This is a genomic window from Bradyrhizobium sp. USDA 4369 (assembly GCF_054056435.1).
Genome location: NZ_JBSRYH010000001.1, coordinates 5735865 through 5756708 on the forward strand (window position 1 = coordinate 5735865; position 20844 = coordinate 5756708).

Annotated in this window: 24 protein-coding genes; 11 read left to right on the plus strand and 13 right to left on the minus strand. The window is 62.4% G+C overall.

All coding sequences use genetic code 11. The features are described 5' to 3' along the window. The first annotated feature begins 57 nt into the window (after nucleotides 1-57). The 4 genes from ACVIJ6_RS26085 to ACVIJ6_RS26100 all read left to right on the plus strand — a co-directional run bounded on the left by ACVIJ6_RS26085 (nucleotide 58) and on the right by ACVIJ6_RS26100 (nucleotide 5195). On the plus strand, nucleotides 58-1011 hold the full coding sequence (locus ACVIJ6_RS26085; protein ID WP_456775041.1) for a dihydrodipicolinate synthase family protein: 954 nt from the start codon (nucleotides 58-60) through the stop codon (nucleotides 1009-1011). Nucleotides 1012-1013: 2 nt separating this feature from the next. Continuing rightward, nucleotides 1014-1817, plus strand: a complete 804-nt coding sequence (locus ACVIJ6_RS26090) for an NUDIX hydrolase (RefSeq protein WP_456775042.1) — start codon at nucleotides 1014-1016, stop codon at nucleotides 1815-1817. Nucleotides 1818-1929: 112 nt separating this feature from the next. Beyond that, on the plus strand, nucleotides 1930-4611 hold the full coding sequence (locus ACVIJ6_RS26095; RefSeq protein WP_456775043.1) for a PAS domain-containing protein: 2682 nt from the start codon (nucleotides 1930-1932) through the stop codon (nucleotides 4609-4611). A 137-nt stretch (nucleotides 4612-4748) separates the two neighbouring features. Continuing rightward, entirely contained in the window at nucleotides 4749-5195 is a 447-nt protein-coding gene (locus tag ACVIJ6_RS26100) for a hypothetical protein (RefSeq protein ID WP_456775044.1), read from the plus strand. 14 nt (nucleotides 5196-5209) lie between these two features. Here the strand turns inward: ACVIJ6_RS26100 and ACVIJ6_RS26105 are convergent, their stop codons facing one another. Continuing rightward, nucleotides 5210-5593: a VOC family protein gene (locus ACVIJ6_RS26105; protein ID WP_456775045.1), complete on the minus strand. Its 384-nt coding sequence runs from the start codon at nucleotides 5591-5593 to the stop codon at nucleotides 5210-5212. A 314-nt stretch (nucleotides 5594-5907) separates the two neighbouring features. Between ACVIJ6_RS26105 and ACVIJ6_RS26110 the strand changes: the two genes are divergently transcribed. From ACVIJ6_RS26110 to ACVIJ6_RS26125, 4 genes are all read left to right on the plus strand, one after another. Continuing rightward, nucleotides 5908-6507, plus strand: coding sequence for a hypothetical protein (locus ACVIJ6_RS26110; protein ID WP_456775046.1), 600 nt, complete (start codon nucleotides 5908-5910; stop codon nucleotides 6505-6507). A gap of 118 nt (nucleotides 6508-6625) precedes the next feature. After that, nucleotides 6626-7102, plus strand: a complete 477-nt coding sequence (locus ACVIJ6_RS26115) for a hypothetical protein (RefSeq protein WP_456775047.1) — start codon at nucleotides 6626-6628, stop codon at nucleotides 7100-7102. A 177-nt stretch (nucleotides 7103-7279) separates the two neighbouring features. After that, nucleotides 7280-7693 (plus strand): DUF3775 domain-containing protein, encoded by a 414-nt coding sequence (locus tag ACVIJ6_RS26120; RefSeq protein ID WP_456775048.1) that lies wholly within the window; start codon nucleotides 7280-7282, stop codon nucleotides 7691-7693. A 110-nt stretch (nucleotides 7694-7803) separates the two neighbouring features. Further along, nucleotides 7804-8250: a host attachment protein gene (locus ACVIJ6_RS26125; RefSeq protein ID WP_012044980.1), complete on the plus strand. Its 447-nt coding sequence runs from the start codon at nucleotides 7804-7806 to the stop codon at nucleotides 8248-8250. Between the two features lie 65 nt (nucleotides 8251-8315). Here the strand turns inward: ACVIJ6_RS26125 and ACVIJ6_RS26130 are convergent, their stop codons facing one another. Then, nucleotides 8316-8510, minus strand: coding sequence for a hypothetical protein (locus tag ACVIJ6_RS26130; protein ID WP_456775049.1), 195 nt, complete (start codon nucleotides 8508-8510; stop codon nucleotides 8316-8318). A gap of 197 nt (nucleotides 8511-8707) precedes the next feature. Continuing rightward, nucleotides 8708-8890, minus strand: coding sequence for a hypothetical protein (locus ACVIJ6_RS26135; RefSeq protein WP_456777084.1), 183 nt, complete (start codon nucleotides 8888-8890; stop codon nucleotides 8708-8710). 492 nt (nucleotides 8891-9382) lie between these two features. On the opposite strand from ACVIJ6_RS26135, the gene ACVIJ6_RS26140 reads away from it, so the two are divergent. After that, the gene (locus tag ACVIJ6_RS26140) at nucleotides 9383-9625 is read left to right on the plus strand and encodes a GCG_CRPN prefix-to-repeats domain-containing protein (protein WP_456777085.1); all 243 of its coding nucleotides are present in this window, start codon (nucleotides 9383-9385) and stop codon (nucleotides 9623-9625) included. Nucleotides 9626-9686: 61 nt separating this feature from the next. Here the strand turns inward: ACVIJ6_RS26140 and ACVIJ6_RS26145 are convergent, their stop codons facing one another. Continuing rightward, entirely contained in the window at nucleotides 9687-9899 is a 213-nt protein-coding gene (locus ACVIJ6_RS26145; protein ID WP_456775050.1) for a hypothetical protein, read from the minus strand. 130 nt (nucleotides 9900-10029) lie between these two features. Then, nucleotides 10030-11199 carry an acyltransferase family protein gene (locus ACVIJ6_RS26150; RefSeq protein WP_456777086.1) on the minus strand — a complete coding sequence of 390 codons (1170 nt, stop codon included), beginning with the start codon at nucleotides 11197-11199 and terminating at the stop codon, nucleotides 10030-10032. Between ACVIJ6_RS26150 and ACVIJ6_RS26155 the strand changes: the two genes are divergently transcribed. Next, on the plus strand, nucleotides 11143-11274 hold the full coding sequence (locus ACVIJ6_RS26155) for a hypothetical protein (RefSeq protein WP_456777182.1): 132 nt from the start codon (nucleotides 11143-11145) through the stop codon (nucleotides 11272-11274). The two genes, ACVIJ6_RS26150 and ACVIJ6_RS26155, sit on opposite strands and share 57 nt — an antisense overlap. Before the next feature lie 631 nt (nucleotides 11275-11905). Here the strand turns inward: ACVIJ6_RS26155 and ACVIJ6_RS26160 are convergent. From ACVIJ6_RS26160 to ACVIJ6_RS26170, 3 genes are all read right to left on the minus strand, one after another. Further along, nucleotides 11906-12529, minus strand: coding sequence for an invasion associated locus B family protein (locus tag ACVIJ6_RS26160; RefSeq protein ID WP_456775051.1), 624 nt, complete (start codon nucleotides 12527-12529; stop codon nucleotides 11906-11908). Nucleotides 12530-12549: 20 nt separating this feature from the next. Further along, nucleotides 12550-13431 (minus strand): alpha/beta hydrolase family protein, encoded by an 882-nt coding sequence (locus ACVIJ6_RS26165; protein ID WP_456775052.1) that lies wholly within the window; start codon nucleotides 13429-13431, stop codon nucleotides 12550-12552. 517 nt (nucleotides 13432-13948) lie between these two features. Then, nucleotides 13949-14728 (minus strand): hypothetical protein, encoded by a 780-nt coding sequence (locus ACVIJ6_RS26170; RefSeq protein ID WP_456775053.1) that lies wholly within the window; start codon nucleotides 14726-14728, stop codon nucleotides 13949-13951. A 463-nt stretch (nucleotides 14729-15191) separates the two neighbouring features. On the opposite strand from ACVIJ6_RS26170, the gene ACVIJ6_RS26175 reads away from it, so the two are divergent. Beyond that, complete coding sequence (locus ACVIJ6_RS26175; RefSeq protein WP_456775054.1) at nucleotides 15192-17114, plus strand: DUF3604 domain-containing protein; 1923 nt, start codon at nucleotides 15192-15194, stop codon at nucleotides 17112-17114. A 40-nt stretch (nucleotides 17115-17154) separates the two neighbouring features. Here ACVIJ6_RS26175 and ACVIJ6_RS26180 read toward each other — a convergent pair whose 3' ends face one another. The 5 genes from ACVIJ6_RS26180 to ACVIJ6_RS26200 form a co-directional block, all read right to left on the minus strand. Further along, nucleotides 17155-17586 carry a hypothetical protein gene (locus tag ACVIJ6_RS26180; protein ID WP_456775055.1) on the minus strand — a complete coding sequence of 144 codons (432 nt, stop codon included), beginning with the start codon at nucleotides 17584-17586 and terminating at the stop codon, nucleotides 17155-17157. Nucleotides 17587-17603: 17 nt separating this feature from the next. Then, nucleotides 17604-18743 carry an HlyD family secretion protein gene (locus ACVIJ6_RS26185; protein WP_456775056.1) on the minus strand — a complete coding sequence of 380 codons (1140 nt, stop codon included), beginning with the start codon at nucleotides 18741-18743 and terminating at the stop codon, nucleotides 17604-17606. After that, entirely contained in the window at nucleotides 18740-18931 is a 192-nt protein-coding gene (locus ACVIJ6_RS26190; protein ID WP_456775057.1) for a hypothetical protein, read from the minus strand. The genes ACVIJ6_RS26185 and ACVIJ6_RS26190 overlap by 4 nt, the downstream gene beginning before the upstream one ends. Before the next feature lie 2 nt (nucleotides 18932-18933). Beyond that, nucleotides 18934-19302: a DUF3302 domain-containing protein gene (locus ACVIJ6_RS26195; RefSeq protein ID WP_456775058.1), complete on the minus strand. Its 369-nt coding sequence runs from the start codon at nucleotides 19300-19302 to the stop codon at nucleotides 18934-18936. A 331-nt stretch (nucleotides 19303-19633) separates the two neighbouring features. After that, on the minus strand, nucleotides 19634-20788 hold the full coding sequence (locus ACVIJ6_RS26200; protein ID WP_456775059.1) for a DUF937 domain-containing protein: 1155 nt from the start codon (nucleotides 20786-20788) through the stop codon (nucleotides 19634-19636). Nucleotides 20789-20844: the final 56 nt, after the last annotated feature.

The following is a 20844-nucleotide window of genomic DNA, read 5'->3' on the forward strand; positions in this document are numbered from 1 at the left end:
TTCCGGCCTGCGCCTGGCGCAACCCGGACTGAGGCCAGAGATGTTGGAGACCAGACGATGAAACTCACCGCCGCCGCCAAGGGCACCTTCGCGATCGCGCCGACGCCGTTCCACGATGACGGCCGCATCGACGAGGCCTCGATCGACCGCCTGGTCGACTTCTATGCCGCGGCCGGCTGTGACGGCATCACCGTGCTGGGCATCATGGGCGAGGCACCGAAGCTCGATGCGGCTGAATCGGCCGAGGTGGCGATCCGTTTCGTCAAGCGCGCGAAAAATCTGCAGATCATCGTCGGCGTGTCCTCGCCGGGCTTTGCGACGATGCGCGCGCTGGCCCGCGCCACGATGGATTCGGGCGCTGCCGGCGTCATGATCGCCCCGCCGCCCAGCCTGCGCACCGATGACCAGATCATCGGCTATTTCAAGCAGGCGCAGGACGCCATCGGCGAGGACATTCCCTGGGTGCTGCAGGACTATCCGCTGACCCAGCAGGTCGTGTTCACGCCGGCCGTGATCCGCAAGATCGTCATGGACAGCCCCTCCTGCGTGATGCTCAAGCACGAGGATTGGCCGGGGCTGGAGAAGATCTCGGCGCTGCGCGGCTTCCAGAAGGACGGCTCGCTCAAGCCGCTGTCGATCCTGTGCGGCAATGGCGGCCTGTTCCTCGATTTCGAGATGGAGCGCGGCGCCGACGGCGCCATGACCGGCTATGCCTTCCCGGAGATGCTGGTCGATGTCGTCAAGCTGTCGCAGGCCGGAAAACGCGATGCCGCGCATGACCTGTTCGATGCGCATCTGCCGCTGGTGCGCTACGAGCAGCAGCCGGGGGCAGGGCTCGCCGTGCGCAAATACGTGCTGCAGAAGCGCGGTGCCATCGCCTCCGCTGCGCAACGCAAGCCGGCCTCCGGCATCAGCGCGGCGGCCAGGGCCGAGGTCGACTATCTCCTGTCGCGGGTCGCGCGCTACGATGCCCGGGCCAATCTGCAAACCCACGCCAGCGCCGCGGAGTGACCATGGCCGACATTGCCGCCGTCCGTCCCGCCTCGACCGTGCTGCTGCTGCGCGACAACGCAGCCGCCCGCGAGATCGAGGTGTTCATGATGGTGCGTCACCAGCAGATCGAGTTCAACTCGGGCGCGCTGGTGTTTCCAGGCGGCAGCGTCGACAAGGGCGACCGTGAGATTGCCGGAATGCCCGAACTCTATGCCGGCGGCGATGCCGTTCAGGCCGAGGCGCTCGGCTTCCGGATTGCCGGCATCCGCGAGACGTTCGAGGAAAGCGGCATCTTGCTGGCGCGGGCCAGGGGCTCCGGGGCACTGATCGATGCCGCCGCGGCACGCGAGATCGAGGCCGCGCACCGGCTGCCGCTCTGCGAAGGCAAGGTCAGCTTCCTCGAAGTGCTCGAGCGCCATGGCCTGGTGCTGGCGCTCGATGCGCTGGTGCCTTACGCGCATTGGATCACCCCAGAGGGGATGCCGAAGCGCTTCGACACCTGGTTCTTCCTGGCGGCGGCGCCGCCGGACCAGCTCGGCGCCCATGATGGAAGGGAATCGACTGACTCGGTCTGGGTCTCGCCGCGCGAGGCGCTCGCGGGCGGCGAGGATGGCCGTTTCAAGCTGCCGTTCCCGACGACCCGCAACCTGATCCGGCTCGGCAAGCAGCCGGCGGTGGCGGATGCACTCGCCGCGGCGCGGGCCATGGACATCGTCACCGTCATGCCGGTCATGACCAAGACCGCGGATGGCGGCCGGCAGCTGCGCATTCCGCCGGAGGCAGGCTATGATGGGGAGGTCTTCGAATTCGGTGCGGCCGGTTAACCGCACAAGCCATTTTTCGTCTTGCGGAGTGGGTGTGGATCGGCTCTGTTCCTGATATGTTCATTTGGCCGCGTCGCGGCTCGCATATATTGCGGTTCCGAGCACCGGACCCATGAGTAAACCAGTTGATTTCGGCATCGCCTGCAATTCGCTCCGATCGATGACGATCGGCCGGATGATTTTTGGCAGCTTTTTGCTGCTGCTCGCCGTGATCACTGCCACCAGCATGGCGAGCGTCATCGCCATTCGTCACATCGATTCCACCTTTGCCGAGCTGCAGCGCCTGCAGGGCGTCGGCGATCTCGCCGAGGAGATCGATCAGCGCATGAACGAGCTGCGGCTCGCGGCGCGCGATTTCGTCACCGATCCAGGCTCGCGCTCCGACCGCGTCATGGAGGCGGCGACCGAGCTCAGCGCCTTGTTGAAGAAGACGCGCCTGCAGCTGGCGCCGGAACAGCAGGCGACGATCGATGGCGTGGCGCAGCGGCTCAGCAATTATCGCGAGGGCATCGACCGGATCAGCGCGCTGATCGCGCAGCGCGCCGAGCTGCTGTCCGGCCTGCCGGCGGCGCGCGAAGGATTCGAGGAGGCGATCGCGGCCGTCACCGAGCGCGATACCGCGCGGGCGCTGTTCAAGGTGCAGAACCAGATCGGCGCCGCTCTGCTGGCGCGCGATCCGGCCGGCGCCGAGCAGGCGGCGCGCAGCATCCGCGCGACACCAATCCAGGACAAGGCGCTGCGCGCGGCGGCGGATCGTTACGCGGAGGCGATCATCGCCATCGCCGGTACCGAGGACGAGATCGCGCGGCTCGACAAGGAGGTGCTCGGTATCGAGGGCCGGCTGATCGGCCGCGTCACTGAGTTGCTGCGGGCGCTGAGCGCGAGCCAGGGCAAGGTCCTGGCGCGCGACTTCGCCCGTACCCTGGCGGAGACAAAATGGCAGAGCATCATTTTCGGAACGGCCGGCGTTCTGATCGGCATTTTCGCCGCGTCCTTCGTGGTTCGCCGCACGGTGCGGCCGCTGGCCTCGATCGCTCGCTCGATCCGGGCGCTGGCCGCAGGCGAGAAGTCGACCGCGATCCCGCAGACCGACGTGCAGAACGAGATCGGCGACATCGCCCGCGCCGCCGAGGTGTTCCGACAGACCTTGCAGGACGCCGACGCCGCGCGCGAGGCCGCGGTGCGCGCGCTCGCCGAGCAGCGGCTGGCCGAGGAGAGTTATCGCAAGCTGTTCGAGGCCTCGATCGACGGCATCTATGTGACCACGCCGAACGGGCTCGTGCTCAATGCCAATCCGGCGCTGGCGCGGATCATGGGTTACGATTCGGCGAGCGATCTGATCCAGAGCGTGAGCGACATCGCCGACACCATCTATGTGCACCCGCTGGCGCGCAAGCGCTATCAGAAGCTGATGCAGCGCGATGGCATGGTGCGTGAGTTCGAGTATCAGGTGCGGCGCCGCAATGGCGAGATCCGCTGGCTGTCGGACAGCGCCACCGTCGTGCGCGACGAGAGCGGCGAGGTGCTGCGCTACGAAGGCGTCGTTCGCGACATCACCGATCAGAAGCGCGCCGAGACGGCCATCGCCGAAGGCCGCCGATTGCTGCAGCAGGTCATCGACACGGTGCCGGCGGTGATCAACGTCAAGGATCGCGAGCTGCGCTACGTTTTGATGAATCGCTACATGGCCGGCATCTTCAATGTCGAGCCTGAGGATGCGCTCGGCCGCACCACCGGCGAGTTGATGTTGCGCTACGGTGCCAGCAAGACCGACTCGAACGACAAGCGCGTGCTGGCGACCAAGGCCGGCCTCGGATTCTACGAGGAGGAGTACCTCGATTCCTGCTGCGTGATGCGGCAATGGCTGGTCAACAAGCTGCCGCTGCTGGATGCCGATGGCGAGGTCGACAAGATCGTCACGGTGGCGCTGGACATCGGCGAACGCAAGAAAAGCGAGCTGGAAATGCGCAAGGCGAAGGAGGCCGCCGAAACGGCGCTCCGGAACCTGCGCGAGACGCAGGCCTCGCTGATCGAAGCCGAGAAACTCGCCGCTCTCGGGCGGATGGTTGCGGGCGTCGCGCATGAGGTCAACAATCCCGTTGGCATCAGCCTGACGGTGGCCTCCGCGCTCGAGCGCAAGACCGAGCGATTCAGCGAGGCCGTAAGCCGCGGTGAACTGCGCCGCTCGAGCCTCAACGAGTTCATCGAAACCAGTCGCAACGCGGCCGGGCAACTGGTCGCCAATCTCAATCGTGCGGCCGAGCTGATCCAGTCGTTCAAGCAGGTCGCTGCCGACCGCAACTATTCGGACCAGCGGACGTTCGATCTCGCCGATCTCACCGAGCAGGTGATGCTGAGTCTGCGGCCGGGCCTGCGCAAGCAGAACCTGACGCTGAACGTGGACTGCCAGCCCGATCTGCTGATGAACAGCTATCCCGGCCCTTACGGCCAGGTCCTGACCAACCTGTTCCTCAACGCCGTCGCGCATGCGTTTCCGGATGGCCGTGGAGGCACGATCGAGATCCAGGCCCGCGAGTCCGGACGCGACAATGTCGAGATCATCTTCTCCGACAATGGCTGCGGCATGAGCCTGGACGTCCGCCGCCGCGCATTCGATCCGTTCTTCACGACGCGGCGCGATCAGGGCGGTACTGGCCTCGGCCTGCACATCGTCTACAACATCGTCACCAATCGTCTCGGCGGACGGCTCGATCTCGAGTCCGAGCCCGGGGCGGGGACACGAATCCAGATCGTTCTGCCGCGCGTCGCGCCGCTGGAGCAGGCGGCCGAGTAGGCAGATCGGCCACGATCTCCTGGGTAAGACTCCGGATTGACGCTCACGAAACCGCGATCGAATCGTAAACTGGCCCGGTTGATGCATTGCAATCTGCGCACCCTTGAGTGGTGCCAGAGCAGATGGACCAGACGGCAATGAGCAAATGGATCGTGTCAGGCGGCCATGAGCCGCATCGAATTGAGCCCGGGACGACGCGTCGCGCGCGATGGAGGGACAAGTGCAGGACGCCTCCCATCCAGATGACGGGGGCAGCCCTGCTGATCGCGCTTTCCGCGCCACCTGGGCTGGCACGCGACCGCGGTCAATACGCGAACTCGTCGCCGGAGTTGAAGGCCTGGTTCGATGGGCTGCGCAGCGGCAAGGGTCCCTGTTGTTCCGATGCTGACGGCAGCGCCGTCAGCGACGTCGATTGGGAAAGCAGAAACGGCCATTACCGCGTGCGCATCGAAGGCGAATGGTTCGACGTGCCCGACGAGGCTGTGATCACCGAGCCCAACCGTGTCGGCCGCACAATGGTCTGGCCGATGCGGGGCTATCAAGGCCTCTCAATCCGCTGCTTCATGCCCGGCAGCATGACTTAGCGACGTGCCGCGGCTCAGGTGTATTTCTTGTCGCGCTCCAACAGCTCGATGGAAATACCCTGAGGGCCGCGGATGAAGCAGATGCGCACGCCCGGACGGATCGTGGTCGGTTCGGTCGTGAAGGTGACGCCCTTGGCCTTGAGCGCCGCGGCGGCGGCGTCAATGTCCTTTACGGTGAGACCGAAATGATCGAGGCCCTGATAGGGCGTCGTCGGGGGCTCATGGACGCCGTCACCGGGCTCTACCTTGGCGATGAACACGCTGGCGCCGCCCAGCCTGACATCGATGCGGCCGGGATTGCGAATGATCTCGCCACCGAGAACGTCATGGAGCCAGTTGGCCGTGGCTTCGGGGTCCGGGCTGCGGAGGTGAATATGGTCCCAGGTGACATTCAACATCGTCGATATCTCTCAAAAAGTGAAACGTCTTCGGACGTAGCAGCGTAGCTGCTGCATCGGCAACAATCCCGATGTTTATCGGCTCGACCTCGGCTGCGCCAGTCCGGTCCGGTCAGCGAACCGGTGGCCGGGGCCAGCCCTCCAAATGTCGGTTTTGCGTGCAACCCTGCTGACGTTTGCAGATTGAAAGTTTCAGAGTCCTGACCGGCAGCCATGGGGCGGACATGAGCGTGGGTCTTTCTGTTTTGCTGCGACGTGCGACCTTGCCGGTGCTTACTCGGCAAATTGCATCGCAGGTTCCCTGGAGACCGGCGTTGCTCGGCCTCGTCGCGCTCGTAGGCGTGATCGTGGCGGCGGGCTGGCTGATGATGTCTCTCGATGACGCTGAGACCGCCGATGTCGGCCTTGCCCCGCTCACGTCGGATCAGGCGAGCAACGCCGGCGCGGGTGATGAGGACGGGGCAGGGACATCGTACGGCTTGCCGCTGGCGGTGACGGTTGGGGCGGGCGGCTCCGGCTCGCCGCCGTCGTCAGCGGCCACCCCAGGCGGCAGCGTCTTGGACGCCAATGCGAGACTCACCTCGGCCGCGCAGCCCGGCTTGTCCGCCTTGCAGGATTCATTGGTCCTGTCGGGCGTTCGGATCAGCTCCCAGTCGTGGCGGCGGGGCGGATTGGGATCGCGGGCGCTGGTCACCTTCACGCTGCGGAATACCCACCCATTCGCGATCAAGGATGTTGAGATCAACTGCGCTTTCGGCAGAGATGACGGCGGACCGCTCACCGCGCGAAGGCGTGTTGTCCCGGGCACGGTAAAGCCGGGCGGCCGCAGGACCTTCGCCGGAGTTCATGTCGGATTTGTCAACGTTAACGTCAGCTCGGCAAAATGCGCGCTGGTTGCAGCGACGAAAATCTAATTATGTCGCGCTAGTTTCCGGCGGTGCTTGAACCTGTTCGGTTTGCCCGGGAACATACTTCCATGGTCCTCCGTTAGGTGGATAGTCGGCCGAGGGCGCGCCGACGGAGCGGTAAATTATGCCTATCTTGCGTTATTTTCTGTTTGTCGGCGGAACTTTGTTCGCGCTGCTGGTCCTCGCGGACGCGGTGCTTCCCAGCGTGCCTCTCCCTGCCAGCCTGACCTCCGCAGCGGATCTGCCGCCGGTGCGTATCCAATCCACCCGGAAGTGGCCGGAGCGGATCGTCATCGATACGTCGATCGCGACGCCGGCCCAAACCAAGGTTGCGACGGTCGAGCCCTCGGCAGCTGTGGCCGCTGTACAGCCCGCGAAAACGGCCGTCCGCGACGCCTATGCGCAGCTGAATGTCGCCGAGGCCAAGGCACCCACGGCAGCCGCGGTCGAGAAGCCGCTGGCGCGAGCGATGAAGAGTTCCGAAACCGCAGCCAGGCCGGCTGACGCCAAGAAGCGGAAGGTTGCGAAGACGCATCCCGGCAAACCCATGATTCTGGTGGCGCAACAGCCGCATTTCGGACTGTTCAATTCGACCTGGTAAGACTTGCTTCCGATGCCAGTTGGTCGCTGCCAAGCGCAATCGCTGATTGCTCGCCAGGGGCGTGTACGCGCCGCCAGACTGCCTTGATCTTGCGCAAAGTGCGCTCCCTTCGGAGCGCCTAGCGTCATCTCCAATGAGGACGAGGCGCGTTTGCCCTCGGACCTACGGAGACGCCGCATGACCGCAACCCCGCCCAACCTCTCGATCTCGCCGGAGAAGGTCGCCTTCGTCGTCACGAAGATCCATCAATATGAGATGGAGGCCGCCGAACCCGAGCTGCTGGCCGATCTGACGGACGACGATTCCGCGCCCGGCACCGGTGGCCGAGGTGCGACCACGGATCGCTCTGAACTCGTCAGCTTCATCAGGGGGCTGAATGTCGACGAACAGATCGATTTGGTCGCGTTGATGTGGCTGGGCCGTGGCGACGGCTCTCTCGACAATTGGGATGAGCTGCGTGCCCAGGCGGCACAGGCACACAACAACCGCACCGCCACTTATCTGATCGAAACGCCGATGCTGGGCGACTACCTGGAAGAGGCCTTGTCCGAATTCGGCTTGTCCCTGGAGGATTTCGAAGAAAGCCTTTGACGCGCCGTGTCACGATGATGCGGAGGCTGGTCACGCCTGCGGCCACGTGTCGACGACGAATAGCAAGCGAAGCGCTCGCGCAACGCGCGAGGCAAGGATGGAGTAGCTCAATGGACAAGATGAAGGTCGGGACCGGTGACTGGGTCGTGGTGTGCGACGGGCGCAAGGCGCTGATCCTCGAAAACATCGGAGACAGCATGTTTCCGAACCTGCATACCAAGGAAGTTCATGAGCATGTGAATGAACGGACCAGCGCACAGGGAACCGATGCTCCGGGATCGGTGCAACAGTCCGTCGGCCATATGCGGAGCTCGGTCGAGCAGACCGATTGGCATGACCAATCCGAACGCGCTTTCCTCAAGCAATTGGCGGACCGTCTGCATCACGCCGTCCAGGGCGGCGAGACCAAGGCCGTGACGATGGTGGCGTCACCGCGCGCGCTTGGGATGATTCGAGCCGATTATTCCGACGCCGTGCGTAAGGTGCTGCACGGCGAGATCCACAAGGACCTGGTGAAGCTCCCGGTCTACGAGATCGAGAAGCAACTGCTGGCCTGATCGCGCGCTCGCTTCCAGCCGCTCGGGCGACCTGTCTGCCTATCTGTAGAAGCTCGGCACGCAAATTACATGGTCCGCGCGACCTCCGGCGCGGACTGCGGCTCGGTGGGCACCAGGCTCGCATCGGTATGCTGCGAGCCTCTTTCCACGATCTCGTAACCACATTCATCGAGCCAAGCGATGAGGCGGTCAGCCATGGCATAATCCCAGGTGGGATAGGAGCGGGCAATGACTTGGCGTGGCGTGAGCTTGCGAGTCATCTGGGATTCCTTTCGCTGATCGCACGCAAATTCTTCAACGCATCTAACGTCCGGGGGCTGTCTTCTGAAACCCGGCGTGACGCGATGGTTCCTGCCCCTGGCCGCCTTGATGATCGCCTCGTGCTGAACGGGTGCAAAAGGGCTCGGCTGCCGGCGTTGGCAATGCCGCCGGAGAGGCACAGCGCAGGGTACCCTCATTATGCGATGATCGTCTCTGAAGCTTCGTCCTCGGCAGCATGCATGGCAGGACTGAGCCGCTTCTTTTCCACGATCTCGTAACCACAATGATCGAGCCAGGCGATCAGCCGGTCGGCCATGTCGTAGTCCCAAGTTGGGTAAGATCTGGCGATGGCTTCGCGCACCGTGAATTTGCGAGACATCATGTTGACCGTTGCTCCCTCATTGTCGGCCAATCCTTTTTCCCCCGCAGATGCTTATCGGCTCGGCTGTCCTTCCGGAAAGGCGCGCCGCATTCAGGCCGAGCAGTCGTCAATTCGACCGCAATGATGCTCGCGCTCTGACCCTAAATCCGCTCTCTGCATTGGTCTTGGCCGTGCCGGCTTTGCTGTTGTTTGGGCCATAAGTTGTAACTGTCGCGTTGCGCCCGGTCGCCAGACCGAGCGGTCTTCCCGCACATGGTGAATCGTCTCGAGCCTCGATGCCGAGCCCAATTCGAGGCCCGAGTTGTGGTGCTGTCGTGCAAAAAAGATGGCCGCGACGCGGCTCGCAACGCGGCCTTTCGTCACAGAGATGGGCGGTGACCCTCGCGCGTGAGCTGAGACAGGATACGCGGAGTGCAACGACCGCTGGAACGCCGAAGGGGCGATGTTGTTTCTGTTGCGCTTTGCAATTCGATGCGGGAGGTCGCGCAAATGAGATTGATGTTTTTGATGGTGCTGCCGATCGCGGGGCTGCTTTTGGGGCTTCAGCCCGCCCAGGCGAACGACTCCTGCGGTCCCGGCTGCCACGTGGCGCCGAATGGGGGATGTGTGGTGAACGGCTGGGAAACTGGCGCGGCAGTTTGGAACGAGTGCCCTGCTGGCGCCCGGCCGAGACCTCCCTGCGGATCGAGCCTCAGTTGGAGCAGACGAGCGAAGGCCTGTCTGATCAGGTGATCCTCAGGGCGGACCACCCCCGCGTTTCAGCACCGGCAGCGATCGTCCGGCGCTGCTCCGTTCAAGTGCTCGAGGCGCCGGGCGCTTCAGGCGACACAGCTTCGATGTCCAACGTGAACAGTCGCTGGTGGTCGGTGTTCTCGGCGCGCGCCAGCACCTGCTCGAGCAGCGCAATCACCGCATTGGTTCGAGCGTCGTCATTGGTACTGTCGTAGCTGGTGGCGGCAAGGAGGGAGCCGTTTGCTTCGCACATCGCCTTGATCTGAACCTTCATCACCGCATCTTTCGCCATGATTGGATGACCGAGCGTGGCCGCAATCGAATTAAGTTCGTGCAAAATGTTCTGATTAAATCGGTGGTAGCATGGTGTTGGCATAGACGCGCCTCGGATGCGTTCTCCAAGCTCAGCCGGACTTGGCCGGGATAACCTCGCGTGGCGGGCGCGTGCGGAACGCTCTGCGCAACCATGAGCGCGACGGCGCCTCGATCAGCGCGTAGGTGACCCACGCGACGGCCGTTGCAATGGCGACGAACAATCCCAATCGAAGCACCAATTCGAGCGCGCCGGGGTCGTCGGACTTGCCGAGCATCGCGAGCCGGATCAGGAACGGATGCAGCAGATAGATCGAATAGCTGCATTCCCCACCGATCACCAGGGCCCGGGATGACAGCCAACGGCCGTGGCCGTAGCGGCTGGTCCCGATGAAGATGACGGAAAATCCCACGATCTCGATCAGACGCACGGCGAGCTCGATCGAGAATGACCAATCCGGAAAGCGGGGCTGCAGGAACAGCAGCGCAGGCGAGCAGACCAGGCCCGCGGTTGCCAGATAAAACATGACCGCAACGCCGCAACGTTCGGTGCTGCCGACCGCTGCCTCGGCGCGGTTCTGATAGATCATGGCAGCAACACATCCGGCGACGAATTGCGACAGGTGCAGGAACGGCGAGTAATAAGTGAGCCACTGCATCCCGCCGTGCTGGAGGGACGGAGCGATGACCTGCAACACCCGTTCGCCCCACGTGAAGAAGGCAACGATGATCATGGTAAACAGCAGGATGTTCGCGAGGGCGATCCGGATCATCGTCCTCAGTTTGTCGACGCTGGAGAACAGCAGGCAGACGAACGGGAAGAGGAGGTAGAAGAACAGCTCCACGCTGATGGACCAGAGGTGCTGCAGCGACGGAACGACCGCCACCAGCATGGTCCCGTTCTGCACGGGAAACCACGCTTGCGTCATCGTCAGAATGAATCCCAGGGACGGTGCGGCCGCGCCCCTGACGATCATCAGAAAGGTCACGATGCCGAGAACGACAACGACGTACATGGGGTAGAGCCGAGCAAGTCGCGCAATCACGAATTCGCGCAGTGCGGAGCGCAGCGGCTGTGACTGGAAGCGCTTCGCATAATTGAACCAGAGAACGAAGCCGCTCAGCACGAAGAACATCGTCATGCCGATGCTGCTGACCTGGGCGATCAATTCCGGCAGCGCGCCACGCGCCAATGATGGCGCGCCATGCCCGACCACGACCGTCGCGGCCGCGACGAACCGCAGGCCGGTGAGCGAGCCGATGAAACGCTGGTCATTCACGCTGGAGGAATATCCGGCTGCGTCGAGAGGAAGGAAAGTCTGTTCGTCTCGTTTTAGGAACCGCGACGGCGGGAGGCAATCCAGATCTCACGCGGTCTCAGCATCTCTATCGGCGGCGCGAAGCTCGGCGCACGCGGATCTCCGTGGCGACGCGCGGCGGCTGTCCACAGCGGGATGAATGGTCTTCGGCACGCCGGCCCCTCAATCCAGGTTTCGCGCCCATTGTGGGGCTTCGATCGGCTCGAAACGCATTCCGTTCAGATATTGGCGGTCTCGACAACGCGGGCATTCATAGCCGCCTCGCTGAGCTTTCCGATCCCATGCAGAGACCGCCTGGCCGAGCCAAGGGGCACGTGCGACCGGCTTGGCCGGATATTGAGCGGGCGGAGGACCGGATGGCGCTCTCGGAGAGATCCGAACTGAAGATCTAACATGTTGCTATATCTTCACTATTTCGCAGCAGGTTCATTCGAGGGCTAACTTAGTGGACAGGTCGTTGATCCCGCTGTGCGGAGGCCGTCCCAGGCGGCGTCACGCTCTGGCCGTTATGATCGGGAGGATATTGATGAGGATCGTTGACTTGTCTACGATCTTTGATCGTGTTCGATCGCGTTTGTTCCGTTATGACCAAGTCGTTTCTGGTGCGAAACTGGTGCGGCCCATTAGCGCGGCAGATGACCACGCGGCTTCACTTGCTGGACGATGATGAAGCCTCAAGGCTTCGACCGAACGTCAGGCTGGGCGCTCCGCCATTGATCGACGCAAATTGATCAAGCGGCAGTGAGGTCACGACTGTCGATATGCGTGAATCCACCACTTTTAGTGTCATTTCCCGTCCCGCCTTCATCCGGCGAATGAAGGCCGCATCCACCGCGCGCGCGGCGACACAGGTGTTGGAGAAACACCAGGCAAAGGGGATGCCGACCACGTTACCCTGACCAATGGAAACTCTGACGCCGGCCTCCAGGAACAACATCGGCGGCACGAAGATCTGCAGTCGCCCGCCCTTGCCGGCTGCTCCTTCGATTAGATCGACCCGCAGCATCTCCTGGCCCGTCTCCGTTACGCCGCTGATGCTGGTCCGGCAGTTCATGGTTTCGGACGGTTGAAAACACAGTTTGCGCCAGCCGGAGAACTTGAGTGGCTTGAGCTGACGCTCGCCGCGGTCGGCGATCATCGCCTCCGGAGATTTCGCGGCCGCAGCCGTGTTTGCTGAATTCGGCTCCTGCCCTTTGGCGCGTCCTCCCGCCGCCGCGAGGGCGATAATCGCCAGAGCCAATAGCGGGGAGGCGTTCCGCGAGCCACTTACCATAATTGATCTCCGCGGGAGGGTTATGGATGCTGATCGAGGAATCGGCTTACGAGCGGCGACCAGATCGGGATGGCGTCAGCCGAGTGGAGGAAGAAATGCCCTTCGTCTCCGAAATCCGGAAGCAGGTGATACTCGGCGTTTCCGCCGGCAGCCCGATAGGCATCCAGCACCTGCTTCGACAGGTCGGGTCCGAAATAGGTGTCGTTGTGGACGTAGATCGATAGCATCGGGATCCTGGCTGTGCGACCAAACTCGCCGGCAGCCGCCACGAGCTTGTCAGGCGCGCAATTGTTGTTGGGCTTGCCGTCGACATGGCCGCCACGGCCCGCCTCAAACGTGATGATGGCCCGGATCGCGTCCGACTTCAGGCTTGAGAGCGCGATGGCCCCCCAGCCGCCACCCGATTGACCGACGACGATGATGCCCTTCGGCAAGACTTCGTTTTGAGCGATCATATGGTTGATGACCCACTGATTGATCGTGGCAACGGCTATCCCCGCGTCGCGGAAATTGACAGCCGAACATGTCCCGACATCGCCGAAATACAGCCCGTAGAGACCGCGCTCGGGAAGGTCGATCGCGGAGCGCGCGAAGCCAGGCCGGATCGGAACAACGACCAGATTGCGTCGCCGCGCGAACCACAGAGCGGCATCCCGGAATTCGACCAGCGGAAAGAAGCTGCGCTCGGTGGCATCCAGCGACTCGCCATGGTTCATGATGACGAGGGGAAGGGGGCCTTCGATGATGGGACGAAATTCGTAGGCGAGCAGAGGAATCGGTGTTGAGAGAAGTATCAGTTTTTCTTCGACCCGAACCTGATCAGGACCAACACCCGAACCGGCGGCGACGGCAGCGCCGTTGAACAGCAGGCACAGGATAAGTGGCAAGGCTCGATGAAGCATACTGGCATTCCTATCGGTTCTGCGCTGCTGTTGATGATGCTTCGGTACCGGTCCTTCGTGCTGAACACGGTCACATCAGCGTTGCCGTTGAGAAAACGAGCACGCCAAAACTCACAGCCGGCTTGACGTGGCAACCGGAGACCGGACCAATTCCATAGGACATCGCGACGGTGACCAATCCGCATGCGAACTCGATGCCGAGCTCGTCGACGGCCGTCTACCCAGTCCCCTTACCGCGAAGACCGCCGCGCCGCGTCCGAAGAAAACGAGCATGGATGTCCCGGTGAATTCTGCTGTCGGCTTCTTCATGGGTCTTTTCCCGGCGACTGGACCTGTATTCGATTGATGCCGTCACACCAACTGATTGACGGTATCGGGCGTCGGTTGCGGCCATGCGGTTGCTGCGGCCTTGGTGCGGGCAATCCAGATGAAAGATTCTTAATCCGACCACGGCATGCTCGTCTTTGTCGGCGGCCGTTGAAGCAAGGCCTTGTTGTCTCCCGCGCGAGCGCCGCGCCTATTTGCAGTAGTCCCAGTATCCCCCCGTCATGGTCGGATCGCTCCAATACCAGCAAAGGGTCGATGAGGGAGCGACCGGTACCGTGCCTGCGGTTGAGACAACGATCATCGTTCCGAGGGCAACGCCTCCCACCATAGTCCCATAGTAGGGGCGTGGAGCCCAGACGCGAACGGGACGACGCAGGTCGACATTGATGTTGGCGGTCCTGTTGACGTTGACATTGGTATTCCTCCTGTTGCTGACGCTTGTGCTGCGGTTCACGTTGGCGTTGCGGTGGATATTTCTGCTGCGATTGACGTTCGCGTCCCCCTGGCCGCCGCGAACCGGCAGGGTTGAATCCGGAAGGTGCTGATTTAGCAGCACGCCGCTGGTGAACGCGGGCCAAGCCGCGGCCGGGTTGGCTGTTCCCGCCAGCAGCCCGAAGCCAAGCAAAATTCCCGCCATTTTCCTGCATCGCTGCATTGTCACTCTCCGATTTGTAAAAGTCTCGATGCAAAATCTGAGTCTCGTCTGGGATCCTGGATACGAAAGTTCTGCGATACTGACGCCGCGTGGCTCCAACAGGTTGTGCGTCTTAGAGCGATCTAATTGTACCCTCGTTTCGGTGAGATACGCGTTTACGTCCTTGCATGCCCATTTTAGCTGCCGCCATAAAAATGAGAGGATGCCGGCGTTGTCCGTGAACGGTCCAGCGGGTTGTCTGCAGGTGAGCGCCAAGGGCAAGCATTCATCACTCGCAATGGTTTTTTGCACATCATTCGGGCTCGGATTGTTCATGCGCGAACAATCCGTCCGTTCCTTTGCCTTTCTGAATAGCGAGGTTTCGCAACTCACGATTTCAGCGGATGGCAACGATACGAGAATCCAGGTCAGGTCCGTTGCCGCAACGCCAAATCGACCAACGAAGGTGCCCGGCTGGAGATGGTCTCGATGCGCGTGACAGGTTGCGTCGCTGGGTTCACTCGCATCTCCAGAACTGACGGGCCCGCGCTGATCTCTTCGTGATTGGGGATTTGGAATCGGTTCCGCCGCGCCACGACTCGCTACAAGGACCTGAACGCGCCGGTCGGATAGGCGGAACTCTGGGGGCAGCGACTCGGCAAGGCGCCAATTCGAAATGACCGCCGGCGATCAATGTCAATCGGCCTGCGGTAGTAAGAGACAGATCTGATGTCCCGTTCCGGCTGGTGTGCGTCTCTCCGGACCGAGGCATTTTGGCAAACAAATGCGAGGTCCGACCATGAAGACCGCTCGTGAATTCATCGCAATCGGACATGACGCCATCTGCGCCAGCGTGGTGCTGGCCGCATTCTTGTTCGCGCGGCTCGCACATGCGGACGAATTGAAGCTCATGGCGGCTAGTCCCGCGATACAGAAGGAGCAGGCGCGGATCGCTGCCGCCGAGGCCAAGGCTCCGTCCAACCCGCTGCGGGAGGCCTATTTCGGCGAAACGCACGTCCACACCGCGTACTCGCTGGACGCCTATCTCGGCGGAGCGCGGCTCACGCCCGATACCGCGTATCGCTTTGCCCAGGGGGAGAAGATGACGGTCAACGGGCAGGTGCATCGTGTCGCCGAGCCGCTCGATTTCGCGGCGGTGACTGATCACGCCGAGTATCTCGGCGAGATGTATTCGACCATGGTCGATGGTGCGCCGGGGCATAATCAGGACAAGCTGAAGGAGCTGCGGTCGATGACCTCGATCGAGGACCGCGAAACCTGGTTTCTGAACTATGTGGTGAAGAGCAATCGCTCCGACACGCCGCAGCACCCGCCGTTCTTCGCGGGTCCGGAGACCACGAAGAGTGCCTGGGTCATCGAGCTCGAGGCCACCGAGCGGAACTATCAGCCCGGCAAGTTCACAACCATTCCCGCCTTTGAATGGAGCGCTGCGCCCAAGGGCGGCAATCTGCACCGCAACGTGTTCTTCCGGGACATCCGTGTTCCCGAGAGGCCGATGAGCTACATCGAGATCAATCGTGAGGAAGGGCTTTGGGCCTGGATGGGCGGCTTGGAAAAGATCGGCGCCTCGGTCATCGCCATCCCGCACAATTCGAACGCCAGCAAGGGCATGATGTTCGATCCGCTCGATCCCCAGGGCAAGCCGATCGATGCGGCCTATGCAAAAACCCGCGCTCATTTCGAGCCACTGATCGAAATGATGCAGGTGAAGGGCAATTCGGAGGTTCATCGGAGTTTCTGGGCCGCCGACGAATTCGCGAATTTCGAGAATGCGGACTCGATGGCCAATTACAGCGGGCGCGTGGCGAAGAAGGAGAATTTCGTCCGCTACGGGCTTGTGAAGGGCTTGGAATACGAGCGCACCCTGGGCGCCAATCCCTACAAATATGGCGTCGTCGGAGGGACCGACAGCCACAACGGCACGCCCGGCGATACCGACGAAGGCAATTTCAAGGTTGGCAGCCATGGCGCCGCCGACGGCACGGTCGAGCGACGCCGAACCGCTGAGGTCGGCGGCTGGATCGGCGGGATCGACCTCAATCCCGGAGCGCTGGCCGGCGTCTGGGCGACGAGCAATACGCGCGGCGCCATCTGGGACGCGATGAAGGCGAAAGAAACGTTTGCCACGAGCGGTGTCCGCATCAAGGTCCGAATGTTCGCAGGCTTTGATCTTCCGGGGCCGGACGCCAATCCGAAAGCCATGGTCGAGAACGGCTACAGGTTCGGCGTGCCGATGGGTGGAACCCTGCCGGCGGTCGCGCCCGGCGAGAAGCGGCCCTTGCGCTTCAACGTGATGGCGATCAAGGGTCCGAAGGACGCCAATCTCGATCGTGTCCAGATCATCAAGGGCTGGATCGGCGCCGACGGCGCGCCGCAGGAGAAGATCATCAACATCGCGTGGTCGGGCGATCGAAAGCTCGAGCCCGACGGCAAGCTGCCTGCTGTCGCCAACACCGTCGATCTGAAGACGGCAACTTACAGCAATTCGGTCGGGAGTCCGCAATTGACGGGGACCTGGGTGGATGGCGACTTTGATCCCTCACTGCATGCCCTCTACTACGCGCGCGTGTTGCAGATCCCGACGCCGCGCTGGAGCACCTATGACGCCGTGCGCGCAAAGTTGCCGTTGCTCGATGGTGTGGCGGCCACGGTGCAGGAGCGGGCCTGGACTTCGCCGATCTGGTACACAGCCGCCAAATAGATCTCCCTGGATCGCGAAGCCTTGGGCAAATGAATTATTCTTATTGCTGCCCGACACGGTCAGTCGCGCCGACTTCCTTATAACGCCGATGTTCGTCGTGTCGGCGATCGAGCGCCGGCATTTCACCGTTCCGGTCGGCGAGCAGCAGGCGCAGGGTCGTTCGGAAGGGAATACTCCGACTGCCAAGCAACGCGGTGTTGGCGTTTTCGGCACTGTGATCCGTATAGGTTCCGCTGAAGCCGATCGTGGCGACCTTTCGCGCGAAAACACGCGTCGCCAAGTCTAGCTTGTGCTCTTGCGAAGTGACTTCGCCTTTCCACTTGCCGCCGCTACAGACGTAGCTGCCGGTGAAGTAGAAGAAGGAGTCGCCGCCGCGGATGGTGCCGTCGCGCAGCACAAGGACGCCATTTCCTCCGCCTTGAATACCGTCCTGCAACTCGACGGTTAGCGCGTACAGCCCGTTTCTGATCATGACGACGTCCCTCCGGCTCATGACGTAAAGTACAGGTAGTTGGTCCAACTCGTGATCCGCATCAGCGCCATGCGAATGACGCCGGCGATCTGTACGTTGCCGCTATAGATTGCGGCATCCCCTTGAGCGCCTGCGGGTAGTCGTAGTTCCTCCGCGTCGTCCAGTCGGATTCGAACTGCAAATCGCGCGTTGCTGGGGCTGCCGACGCCGGGAAACAGACCGGTTGCCGCTAGCTGTCCTTCGCTGGCGACGTCGATAGTCGTGACCACTTTTCCGGGAAACACGCGACCGGGATACATCGGGAACACGACTTCCGCATAGTCGCCGGGCCTGATCTGGAGATAAGGGCCCTGCATGAAGCTCGCGACCACCATGCCGAGGTTGCTTTCGTCGCGGTCGCAAACGAATGGCAGCACGGCTGCGGCAGCGCTCACGACGGCACCAGGCACAAGCTGCAGGTTGACCGCATAGCCATCGCAGGGCGCGCGAACGACCGCTTCGTCGAGATTATATTGTGCTGCTGCCAACTGCTGGCGCACCTGCGCCACGGCGGTGTTGTCGTTGCCAATGTTGGAATGGTAGGCAAGCCGCGCGCGGTCCTCGGCCGCCCTGGCCTCGGCAAGCGTCTGTTCCGCAGTCTCGGCGTTGCGCTTGGCGCGATCGAGCGTCGCCTGGGCGACCACCTGCTTTGCGAACAGCTCCCGCTGCCGCTCCAGATCTGCCCTTGCCAGGTTGAGCTGCGCCGTCGCTTTTTCCGCGCCCGCGGACGCCTGATCGAGCGAGGATTTGAGCTGCGGCACGCTTTGCTGTGCGGCTGCCAGCGAAGCCTGCAGTCGGTCAACCTCGAACTGAAAGGACTGCGGATCGATCCGGAAGATGACATCGCCTTTCTTGATCGGCGTATTCGGCTGCGCGAGGATGTCCTGGATCCGTCCTGGCGTCGTGATGTGCGGTACGATCTGAGCGACGCGTTGGAATACACGCGCGTCAGTGGATGACGGATGATAGTTGTTCATCGACACGAGAATGAAGAAGGCGAAGGCTGGCCCGACCGCCGCTAGTACAAGCGCGATTGGTAGGCTGAGGCGGATCAATTTGAGCTTGGCGAAGATCAGCCAAATGATCAGCATGTAGACACCGAAGATGGCGGCCATCATGGCGTGGTTCTCCGCGTCGTGACGCCGGTGACAGTCTCGATCGCTTCAATTCGGTTGAGGAGCCTTGTCAGCTCGGCCTCGATCGCATCGGCCGGCGTCACGATGGCGGAGGTTTCTGCGCCGGAAGGCGCGTTGAGCATGCGGTAAAGGTAGATTACGAAGGCGGAGCTCACGATCGCCCAAAGCATGGCTAGGCTCCGCGTTCCGCAGGTGTTTTGGGCAGGCGTGCCTCGATCGCGGCGAGTCGTTGCGTTGCCTGCTGCAGCTTGACAATGACCGACGGGGCAACTGTTGCCGAGCTCGGATCGTCGTCCGCCGCGGTCGGCGGGTCGAGATGCGCCCACACCATCGCAACAGGCCACAGCACAAGCGTGATGACGCCCATCCAGCCGCAGATTCCGATAGCCCTTGCTTGCGGATGGTTGCGCGCTCTGGCGATGTCACCGGGCAGGCTTCCGAGCTTGTAGATGACCAGGGCGATAACCACCGACATCACGCAGAGAATGCCGAGCGTGAGCCAATGCAGGAATGGACCGAAACTCTGCAGCGTGAACTGCATTCTGACCTCCTAGCCTTGTTCCGGCATCGGCACGCCCACCAGGCGCAGACCGCGTGTGTCCCGCCCATTGTCGCCGGCGACGCCAAGTGACATTGCTCAAGTTGCCGCTGATGTCCGTCGAGGTTCGGATCGGAGCCGCCGCTCGCACCACCCATCCACTTTGCATACGTGATGGAATCGGCATTGATCACGGGCGATCAATTGAAGGTTAAATGTCGCAGGGGATGCCGGGACACAGTCTTTTGCACTCGCGCACAGTGCTTTGCGGGTTGCATTTGGTGTTGCAGCGCGGTCGGCGGCTCGAGCCGACCTGCGCTGCAAGCGCCGACGCTCAACCGCGCGACAGCGCATCAAGTTTTCCACGAAATTCATCGATTGCCGGCTGTGCGACGCCTCCCACGCCTGGGGTCGCCAGCACCTTGTCGCACATCTGGTTGACCTTTGGCGTTGCCGTTGCGGTCAGCTTGGCAAGCGCGCTCCTTCCCTCTGGGCTGAGCTTTCCCGCGAGGTTTCCGATTGTATTCAGTTGGGCTGTTGCCTCGCGAATTTTTGGCAGCGCGGCTTGAGCTGAGGCGGCGTCCGTGATGCCCGGAAGCACGGACTTCAAGGCGCCTACCGATGAGTTGATCTGGTTCGCCAAGTTTACCCCGTCGACCGTGAGAGCCGCTGGCGCCAGGCCCACGGTTCCGGTCACAGGCTGCGTCGCGGCGGGAGGCGACAACTGAGCGACCGTTTCGCTGCCGGGACGCCCGAAAGCGTACCAGGCAAAGCCGCCCAGAACCGCCAGAGCGGCCAGCCAATAAGGCCACTGCGATGATGCCGCGCTGGTCGTCGCGGAAGCTGCCTGGCTGGCCCTGGAAATCGTGCGTTCCGAGGCGCCGGCAATTCGGCTTCCGGCGGTCGAAACTGCCGCTGCGCCGCTGCGCAGAGTTCCCGCTGCCTTGTCGAAAAGCCCGGCCGCGCTCAGCTGATCGGCCAGGCCCGACGGAAGCGCCGCGGCGATATGCTCTCTTTGCGAGCCGAGAAGAGACGCCAGCCCGTTTGCGTCGAGGCCGGCGCTGCGCTGCTGTTGACCAAGCGCGCCGAGGACAACGGGGCCAAGCATTCCGATCAGCAACTTGCCGGAGCCCTCGCCAGTGCCTGCGAACTTGCCGATCGTTTGCGCCATGGTGTCCGTTGCTCCACCACCGAAGAGTCCTGAGAGCATGTTCGATCCGGTTTCAGCGAGCGCCGTCTGACCTGAGCCCGCGATGAGGCTCTTGAGGCTCTCGAGTGAATCCGGCTTTTGTTGCGCCAACGTATTGGTGAGCTGGCGTGCGCCACTCGGCGTAGAAGCCAGGTCCGTCAAGCTCGACAGGAGTGTGGGAACCGCGCATCCAATCGCCTTTTGAGCTACGCTCCGGTCAAGTCCCAAGGCAGAGGCGATCTTTGCGATCATGTCAGGGGTCAAGAATTGCATTACAACGGCGATGAGATTGGTGGCCACGGCGATCTCTCCTTCAAGAGTTTGTGATGTGATGCCAATTGCGGCCTGATTTGCGG